At 71.6% G+C, this 8,978-nt stretch carries 8 protein-coding genes and 1 pseudogene; 5 read left to right on the top strand and 4 right to left on the bottom strand.

Features of this window, described 5'->3' with window-relative positions; translation table 11 throughout:
• The 4 genes and pseudogenes from ACI3KY_RS19390 to ACI3KY_RS19375 form a co-directional block, all read left to right on the top strand.
• A pseudogene (locus tag ACI3KY_RS19390) lies at positions 1-213 on the top strand (hypothetical protein); the annotation flags it as partial.
• A 113-nt stretch (positions 214-326) separates the two neighbouring features.
• The gene (locus ACI3KY_RS19385) at positions 327-629 is read left to right on the top strand and encodes a hypothetical protein (protein ID WP_404931764.1); all 303 of its coding nucleotides are present in this window, start codon (positions 327-329) and stop codon (positions 627-629) included.
• 35 nt (positions 630-664) lie between these two features.
• Positions 665-907, top strand: a complete 243-nt coding sequence (locus ACI3KY_RS19380) for a hypothetical protein (RefSeq protein WP_404931763.1) — start codon at positions 665-667, stop codon at positions 905-907.
• 75 nt (positions 908-982) lie between these two features.
• On the top strand, positions 983-2,374 hold the full coding sequence (locus ACI3KY_RS19375) for a maltokinase N-terminal cap-like domain-containing protein (RefSeq protein WP_404931762.1): 1,392 nt from the start codon (positions 983-985) through the stop codon (positions 2,372-2,374).
• A 48-nt stretch (positions 2,375-2,422) separates the two neighbouring features.
• Here ACI3KY_RS19375 and ACI3KY_RS19370 read toward each other — a convergent pair whose 3' ends face one another.
• Entirely contained in the window at positions 2,423-3,700 is a 1,278-nt protein-coding gene (locus ACI3KY_RS19370; protein ID WP_404931761.1) for a CDP-glycerol glycerophosphotransferase family protein, read from the bottom strand.
• 98 nt (positions 3,701-3,798) lie between these two features.
• On the opposite strand from ACI3KY_RS19370, the gene ACI3KY_RS19365 reads away from it, so the two are divergent.
• Positions 3,799-4,836: a glycosyltransferase family 2 protein gene (locus tag ACI3KY_RS19365; RefSeq protein ID WP_404931760.1), complete on the top strand. Its 1,038-nt coding sequence runs from the start codon at positions 3,799-3,801 to the stop codon at positions 4,834-4,836.
• A 21-nt stretch (positions 4,837-4,857) separates the two neighbouring features.
• Here the strand turns inward: ACI3KY_RS19365 and ACI3KY_RS19360 are convergent, their stop codons facing one another.
• The 3 genes from ACI3KY_RS19360 to ACI3KY_RS19350 form a co-directional block, all read right to left on the bottom strand.
• Entirely contained in the window at positions 4,858-6,309 is a 1,452-nt protein-coding gene (locus ACI3KY_RS19360) for a CDP-glycerol glycerophosphotransferase family protein (protein ID WP_404931759.1), read from the bottom strand.
• On the bottom strand, positions 6,306-7,643 hold the full coding sequence (locus ACI3KY_RS19355; RefSeq protein ID WP_404931758.1) for a CDP-glycerol glycerophosphotransferase family protein: 1,338 nt from the start codon (positions 7,641-7,643) through the stop codon (positions 6,306-6,308). Before ACI3KY_RS19355 ends, ACI3KY_RS19360 begins: the two co-directional genes overlap by 4 nt.
• 68 nt (positions 7,644-7,711) lie before the next feature.
• The coding region (locus tag ACI3KY_RS19350; RefSeq protein WP_404931757.1) for a S1C family serine protease at positions 7,712-8,978 on the bottom strand (1,267 nt) is incomplete at its 5' end.

Raw genomic sequence — 8,978 nt, 5'->3', positions numbered from 1 at the left:
GAGTTGGAGCCGCGGCCCGGCGCGGATCGTGTCGAGAGACTCGCCGGCCGCGGCATCCGTCGTGCCGGTGAGGCGGTCCTCGGCGGTGTGACACGCACGACGGCGGCGGTCCGCGGCGTCGTGCGCCGCAGGCGGCGTGAGATCGAGGCGCCCACGACGAGCGAGGACCTCGTCGCGGCGTCCGACGAGGCGTCCCCCGCCGGTCTCGGCTGAGGCTCCTCCCTCGTCCCCGTTGGAACGGCGACTTCCGGAGTTCTCCACAACGAGCCTCTCTGCCCCCGGAAACGGCGGCCCGCCCGTCGGAACCGGCTCTTACGGTGGCGGGCATGCTGCGCGCCCTCGACTCCGAACAACCTCCGCCGCCACACGCCTACCGGGTGCCGTGGCGCGTCGACGAGATCTACGGCCGGCATCCGCTCATCACGAATGCCAGCCGCTTCCCCCTCGATGTCGTCCGCGTCTTCGTCGACGCGGGTGCCTCATCGACGACGGAGCACTGGGGCCTCATGCCTCCGGGCGACACAGCGGAGCTGTGCCTCTGCGAGGCCGACCCCGGCTTCGCCATCGTGACGATCGCCTGGCTCCGACCCGAGGACGGTGAGCAGTATCTCTGGAGATTCGCGATGTGAACCCGCACGCGGTGGCGCAGGACGAGAATGGCGGTATGGGTCTGTTCAGCCAGCTTCCCGAAGAACCGAACGAGTGGGCGGGCCTGCCGTCCGAGCCTGCCCATCCCGAGTCGGATGCCGAGCGGCTTCGGGATGCGGCACCGGTGGATGTCGGCGGGCTGGGAGTCGGCGCGCTCGGACTGACCGAGTCCGCCGGCGGCGGTGTCGAGGGCATCGTCATCCCCCTCACTCCGATCATGGAGGCCCCGTCCCCCGCGGAGCCGGAGTCGACCGACTGACAGGGGTGCGCCCGGGGGTGCAAGCGCTTTCACCCGCCTCGACATGCCCACCGCCGCGGGCATACCCTCACAGGTATGGACAGCACCCTGGCGTGCCTGGCGGCGTGGATGCCGCGGCAACGGTGGTACGCCGCGAAGGGCCGCTCCCCCAGCCTGCGTCTGGTCGCCTGGTGGGACCTCACGGTCGATCCCGACGCGCCTGCGGAGGCCGACAGCAGTGTGCGCATCCGCACGTTCCTCGTCGCCGATGAGGGCGCTCTTCCGGCTGTGCTGTACCAGATCCCCGTGGTGGAGCGGGCGACGGAGACCGTCACCGCGGACCCCGGCCACACGATCGGCAGCCCGGTGCCGGGAACCACGTTCATCGACGGTCCCTACGACCCCGCATACGCGGCCGCGCTGCTGCGGCTCGTCGCGCGCGGCGGCACGGCACGCGGACCTCAGACGACGGCCGTCGGCCGGGCCGTGGCATCCGCGAGCGGGCCTCTCCACGCCACGTCCCGCGTCATCAGCGGCGAGCAGTCCAACACGTCGCTCATCTACGAGGGCGGCGGCACTCCGGTGATCTGCAAGGTCTACCGGCAGCTGCATCCGGGTCTCAACCCCGACATCGAGCTGCAGGAAGCGCTGTCGAGAGCCGGCTCGACTCATGTGCCGCGCCCGATCGGCTGGATCGAAGGGACATGGCCCGACCTCGCCACTGCTCACGGCAGCGTCCGCGGGTCGCTCGCCTTCGCCCAGGAGTACCTCCCGGGTGTCGACGACGCGTGGCGAGTGGCCCTCCTCGCCGCCGCGCGCGGCGAGGACTTCCGCGGCGAGGCGGCCGCTCTGGGCGGGGTGACGGCCCGCGTGCACGTCGCCCTGTCCCAGTGCTTCGCCACCCGCACCCCGACGGCCGCAGACCGTGACGCCGCTGCGGCGACGTGGGAACGACGGTTCGCGATCGCGATGGCGGAAGTGCCCGAGATCGCGGCCCAGCGGGATGCCGTGTCCGCCGTGTATCGCCGTGCAGTGGAGGTGCCGTGGCCTCCGCTGCAGCGGATCCACGGCGACTACCACCTCGGGCAGGTGCTCCACTCCCCTGACCGCGGTTGGATCGTGGTCGACTTCGAAGGCGAACCGCTCCGCCCGATGGCCGAACGGACCCAGCCGGACTTCGCCCTCCGCGACGTGGCGGGCATGCTCCGCTCCTTCGACTACGTGGCCGGGTCACTGCGCCTGGACCATCCCGACCGCTCCGCCGACGCCGTCCGGAGCTGGGCCCTCGATGCCCGCGCGGCGTTCATCGAGGGGTACGCACAGACCTCCGGCAACAGCCTCGACCCCCGGCATCCGCTGCTGGCGGCACTGGAACTGGACAAGGCCGTCTACGAGGCCATCTACGAGGCACGCAACCGCCCCACGTGGGTCACGATCCCCCTACGAGCGATCTCACGACTCGTCGAGCGCCCGGCGCCCGTCGGCTGACCCGCACGTCGCCGGACCCGGACGCCGCTCGCTGCCGCGATCCGGCGCTCAGCCCTCGTCGTCGAGTTCTGCCTCGTCGTCGGACTCGTCATCGTCGTCGTCGACCGAACGGGCGTACCAGGTCTCCCAGTCGTCCATGAGGCCCTGCACCGCCGCATGGAACCGCGCCGTCGCGGCGCCCGGCGTGGTGTCGCCGAAGTAGCGGGTCACCCACTGCTCGAGGCGCGCGACTGCGTCGGGGTCGCCGAGGACCCGCTCGGTCTGGGCGACGACGTCGGGGGCGGCGGCCGCATCGAGCCATTCGCACGCCGACAGGTAGCCGTGCATGTCGATCGCCGCAGCGGGATCTGCCGGCCGCGTGATCAGAAGCGGCTTGTCGGCCGCGAGCCGGTCGTAGACCATCGCCGAGATGTCGACGATCGCCACGTCGGCGGCAGACAGCTGCCACCCGAGTTCCGGTCCGTCGTCGAAGAAGTGGTGAGCGCTGGGATCCGACGCGTTCGCTGCGGCGAGCGCCGCGACGATCCGCTTGTTCGCGGCGCCGTACTCGTGGTTGACGACACCCGATCGCGGGTGGGGGCGGTAGATCACCCGGTGGCGTCCGGTCGCGAGGAGGGCGCCGACCAGCGCCTCGCCGTGCGTCGCGATGGATCCGTAGTGCGCTGAGGGGCGATCCCCCTCCCACGTGGGCGCGTACAGCACGACGGTGCGCTCATCGGGCGTGTAGGGCAGGGTGCCCGAGTAGTGGTCGGCCTGCGGGCGGCCGATCTGGATGGTGCGCCGCTCGATGTCGTAGTCCCACAGCACGCGCGAGAGCCGCTCGCGGGCCGCGTCGCCCGCGATCATGGCGTAGTCGTAGGCCTTGTACTGGTTGGTGGTCATGTACATCTTGTCGGACTCGCCGTGGTTGATGAACACGTGCCAGCGGCGCCCGTAGCGGAACATCTGGAAGTTGCGCGTGTTCTGGTTCACGTACAGCACGACGCGGATGTCCTGCGTGGCGATGAAGCGCTCGAGGTCGCGCACCGTCGGCACGAAGGCGACGGGCAGCGCGGCGTCGGCGAGCAGCGCCTCGGCGCCGGTCGCGGCCCGACTCAGCACGACGACGGGCCAGGTCTTCGCCAGCGCAGCGAGCGGCTTGTACCACTGCCTCATCTGGTACATGTTGACCGCGCCGTCGGCGAAGTACACCGCGACCCGGTAGTGGAACGGCGGATGCTGCGGCCTGGCGGCGAGCGTACGCCGGACGTCGATGACGGCGGAGCGATTGCGCACGGCCTTGCGGACGAGCGCGACCGCCTTCTTTCCATCCGAGACGAGACCCACGCGTCCAGCCTACCCAGGGGCACCCGTGACATGATCGACGCGTGCATGTCGAGCAACACGGGCGCAGGGACGCTCCGGTCCCTTCGCCCCGTGCCGGCGTGAGCTTCGTGATGCCGGTGCTCAACGAGCGCGACTACCTGCGCCGTGCCATCGAGACCGTGCTGGCGCAGGACGTTCCCGGTCCGACCGAGCTGATCCTGGCGCTCGGCCCGTCCACCGACGGCACGAGCGAGCTCGCCCGCGAACTCGCCCGGGAGGACGAGCGCATCGTGCTGATCGACAACCCGGCCGCCGACATCCCGATCGGTCTCAATCTCGCCATCGGCGCCGGCCGGTACCCGACCGTGGTGCGTGTCGACGCGCATTCGGAACTCGACCCCAGCTACGCACGCAGCGCGCTCGCCACCCTCGAGCGTGTGCGCGCGGCGAACGTCGGGGGCGTGATGCGCGCCGACGGACGCACGCCGTTCCAGCGGGCTGTCGCGCGCGCCTACAACTCCCCCATCGGCCTCGGCGGCGGCGCCTATCACGGCGGCACCCAGGAGGGCGAGGCGGAGTCGGCCTATCTCGGCGTCATGCGCCGCGCTGTGCTCGACGAGGTGGGGCTTTTCGACGAGACCATCCGCCGGGGCGAGGACTGGGAGCTGAATCTCCGCATCCGTCGCGCGGGGTACCGCGTCTGGTTCGATCCGACGTTGGCGGTCACGTACTGGCCCCGTGAGAGCTGGACGCGTCTGGTGCGCCAGTTCTCGGCCACGGGGCGCTGGCGCGGCGAGCTGGTCCGCCGGTTCGGGCGCGGCAACTCCCTGCGCTTCTTCGCCCCGCCTGCGCTCGTCCTCACGATCGTGCTGGGGCTCGTCATCGCGGTGCTGCAGCTGACGGGCGTGCTGCAGGGATGGTGGTCGGTCGCGGCATCCGTCGTGTATCTCCCGGTGATCGCCTACGCGGTCCTCATCGTCGGCGTCGCCGCCGGTAGCGGCGGCGGCCGCGGCTGGCGCGACAAGCTGTGGACCGCGGCGGTGCTGCCCTCCATGCACCTGGCCTGGGGCTGGGGATTCCTGCTGGGCGTGGTGGGCGGCGCCCATGACACCGTCGACACGTCGCGGCTCGGCAGCCGCAACACACCCCTGCCGTGACGTCGGTCGGGCCCGCGTCCCTCAGACCTCGATGAACCCCTGATCCAGGATCCGCGTCACGACCCGCTCCGCGGCATGCCCGTCGTCCCGGGGGTTGAACTTCTCGCGCCACTGCGCGTAACGGTCGGCGTAGGAGTGCGCGTCGTCGGCGGCGAGAGCGGCGACCAGTTCGTCCTGCGTGCGCACCATCGGTCCCGGCGCGTGGGCGGCGAGGTCGAAGTAGAACCCGCGCAGCTCCCCGCGGTAGTGCTCCATGTCGGGCACCAGGAAGTACATCGGCTTGCCGGTCACCGAGAAGTCGAACATCACCGACGAGTAGTCGGTGACGAGGGCGTCCGCGACGAGCAGCAGCAGTGACGTGTCGGGGAAGCCCGTCACATCGATCACGCGGGGACCCTGGGCGTCGCGCCCCGGCAGCAGGGTTCGGGAGTGACCGCGCACGAGCACGACGGCATCCGTCGCCGCGGCGAGCGCCACCGGGTCCACGAAGTCGACGATCTGGTCGCGGTCGTCGCGCCAGGTGGGCGCGTACAGCACGACCCGTTCCTCGGGACGGATGCCGAGCGCCTCGCGGGTGGAGGCGCCGTCGCCGTGCGTGAGCACGTCGTTGCGCGGGTAGCCCTCGACCCAGACCGGCCGCGTGAGGAAGGCGTACGCCTTGCCGAGGATGCGGGCGGCATACGGATTCTGGGCGAGCAGGACGTTCCAGCGCCGCGATTCGCGCACCACGGCCGCCATCCGCCGCGGGTCGAACCCGGGTCGATGCAGCGCGAGCCGTTTGAGCGGGGTGCCGTGCCACGTCTGCAGCACCACCTGCCCCTTGCGGCGGGCGAACCGACGGCGGAGCCAGTCGTTGACCACCAGCAGCCGGGCCGCACCGCGGGCGCGCCACCACTCGGGGCTTCCCTCGACAACGGGAATGGCACCCTCCGGCACGGCGACCGAGAGGTCGACGACGCTCCAGTACCGCGTCACCTGCGGCGCGCGGCGGGCGAGTTCGCGATCGATCGCGAGCGGGTTGCAGCTGGCGTTGCGCCCGTAGAAGCTCTCGAAGAACACCGCGTTCTCGAACCCGGACGCCGGGCGCGTGGCGTACCGCCGTTCGAGGGCGTCCTGCCCTTCGCCGGAGTCGTACGCGGGATCGATGGGCGGACCGATGCGCAGCGTCCAGCCCTCCAGCGTCGCGCGCAGAGTCCCGAGCTGCGTGACCGGGAGCGCCTCGGGCGGACGGATGCCGCGTCCTTCGGCATCCGCGACACGCACCTCGTACAACCCGGACGGCAGCGGCAGCTCAGCGCCGCCCCAGCGGGCGGCGCGCAGCGGCAGCGTCGCCTTCCACGTTCTGCCACGTCCCGTCACCCGGGCGACGACGCGCGCCCGGGCGCCGACGATCTCGATGGATGAGGGACGCTCGCCCTCGCCCCCGAGCAGGAGCGCGGGCACGCCGTCGGTCGTGAAGCTCGCCTCTGTCATCCGGTTCCTTCCCTCGGGCGGGCGTCGTCCAGCTCTCCGCGCCGCGAGGCGCGGCGCACCGCAGCAGTGCGGCGGGAAGCAGGTGTCTCGGCCGTTGCGGCCAGAATCGCACGGTACACCCTTTCCGCATTGCGTCCGTCTCGGAACGCGTGCACGCGTGCACTGAGCGCGGCGGCGCGGTCGAGCCGGACCGCGTGCACGGCGGTGTCGCTCAGCAGGGCATCCAGTTGCGCCGCCGCCTGCGTCCAGTCCGCCGCCCAGTCGTCGCCGGCGACGTCGGCATACGTCCCGTAGAAGCCGCGCCGCCGCGCATACTCCTCGACGTCGGGGGCGAGGAACAGTGTGGGCAGCGGCACGAGCGATGCGTCGAATGCCAGCGACGAGTAGTCCGTCACGAGTGCGTCGAGAGCCGGCAGCAGCGGTGTGACGTCGGGCACCGCGTCGCTGCCGAGGGGCTGCACACGATCGGTCGCGGTCGGGGGCCGGTAGTCGCCGGCCCCCAGGGGGTGAGAGCGCACGAGCAGCATGGCGTCGTGGCGGGTCAGCACGTCGATGAGCCGCGTCCACTCGGCGGCGGTCGGCACGGCCGGGTCGGGTGCGCCGTCCCGCCACGTCGGCGCATAGAGCACGAAGCGTGCGTCCGCCGGGGAGTCTGGAAGAGCCCGCGAGATCGCCGCCCGCGCCTCGGCGCGGCGCTCGGCCGCCGTACCGCGCGACAGCACATCGACGCGCGGCTCGCCGGTCACGGGCACGCTCGTGTCGCGCAGGCCGAAGGCCGATTCCAGGCGACCGCGCACGAGATGCGACGCCGCAGGCAGCACCCGGATCCGTCGGGCGGCGCCGCGGTACATCCTCCGCAGCAGCGCGCGCACGGGGCGGGCGGCCGGAGTCGACGCGATCGCCGCCGGAACCCGCAGCGTCTCGGGCGAGTCCAGTCCGATGCGCTTCAGCGGGATGCCGTGCCACAGCTGCACGACCACCGATCCCGAGACGACGTAGCGGTTCACATCGCCGAAGCCGTGCGTGACCACGACCACCCGCGCACGCGCCGTGCGCCACAGGCCCCGGATCGATCTCTTCGGGACGGTGCGGATGCCGCGGGCCGCGGCATCCGTCGCCTCCCGCTCCGAGTCCACCAGCCACACCGCGGTGCGGCCGTGGGCGGCTGCGACATTCCACAGCGCGAGGGCCCCGTCGCCGATGCCGACCGCACAGCCGAAGACCCATTCGTCACGGCTGCGGGGCACGAGGAGCGTGAAGATGCGTCCTGCGGCATACAGCGGGACCGTCGCGAGCTTTCGGGCGTTCCCCGCGCCGAAAGAGAAGGACGCCATCCCGCGAGCCTACCTGCGAGCCCTGCGTGGGGCTCGCTGACTCGCGAGATGGCGTCCTGTCGTGCGGGCTACTGCTGGAGCGAGCCCAGCGTCACCTCGGCCGTCTGCGTCTTGCCGTCGCGGACGTACGTGACCTCCGCCTTGCTTCCGGCCGCGGCGGCGCGGACCTGCGCAGTGAGGTCGGTGGCGTCGGTGATCGGCACGCCGTTGAAGCCGGTGACCACGTCGCCCGCCTTCAGGCCGGCATCGGCCGCCGCACCGCCGTCGGTGACCTCCGCGATGTAGGCGCCGGTGATCGTCGAGTCCTCGACGGATGCCGCGGGCTTCACGCTCGCGCCGAGCAGGCCGTGCGTCGCCTCGCCGTTGTCGATGATCTCGCCGGTGACGCGCTTCACGATGTCCGACGGGATGGAGAAGCCGACGCCGATCGATCCCGAGCCGTCGGAGGACGAGCCGCCCGCGGTGGCGATGGCCACGTTGATGCCGATCAGCTTGCCGTCGGAGTCGACGAGCGCACCGCCCGAGTTGCCGGGGTTGATCGCCGCGTCGGTCTGGATCACAGCGATCGAGATGGACTCGGTGGCCGCGCCCTGCTGCTGGCCCTGACCGAAGTCGAAGCGGAAAGGACCCTCCTGGCCGTTCTCCTGCTCCGGAGCCTGCTCCTCCTGATCGCCGCCGTCGGGCGCGGCCGACGAGGCGATCTGGATCGAACGGTTGAGGGCGCTGACGATGCCCTCGGTGACCGAGTTCGCCAGGCCCAGCGGGGCGCCGATCGCGACAGTCGTGTCGCCGACGTTGAGCTTGCTCGAGTCGGCGAACTCGATCGGGGTCAGGTCTTCGGCATCTTTCAGCTTGATGACCGCGAGGTCGTATGTCGGGTCGGTGCCCACGACCTCTGCGTCGTACACGCGACCGTCGGAGGTCGTCACGCGGATCGTGGCGTCACCCGTGGCGCCGTCGAGGGTGACGACGTGGGTGTTGGTCACGACGTAGCCGTCTTCGCTGAGCACGACACCGGAGCCGGTCCCGCCACCCGACGAGCTCGTCGCCGAGATGGTGACGACGCTCGGCAGCACCTTCGTGGCGATGCCGGTGGTCTGGTTGACCGAATCGGTGTCGTTGACGGTGACGGCGGTCGGCCCGGCGACGGGAGACGCGCTCACCGGCGCGAACCACGTGACGCCGGCATAGGCGCCGCCGAGGCCCGCTGCGCCGCCGACGATCGCGGCAGCCACGATGAGGCCCACGACCTTGCCGGCGGCGGACTGCTTCTTCGTGGTGGCGGTCGCCGTCGTGGTGGGCGCCGAGCCGCCGGCAAGGTCGTGGGCCTCATCG

It is taken from the genome of Microbacterium sp. ZW T2_14, assembly GCF_044987405.1.
Lineage (GTDB): Bacteria > Actinomycetota > Actinomycetes > Actinomycetales > Microbacteriaceae > Microbacterium.
Note: the sequence above shows the minus strand (reverse complement) of the source record. Positions and strands in the feature narration are given on the sequence as shown.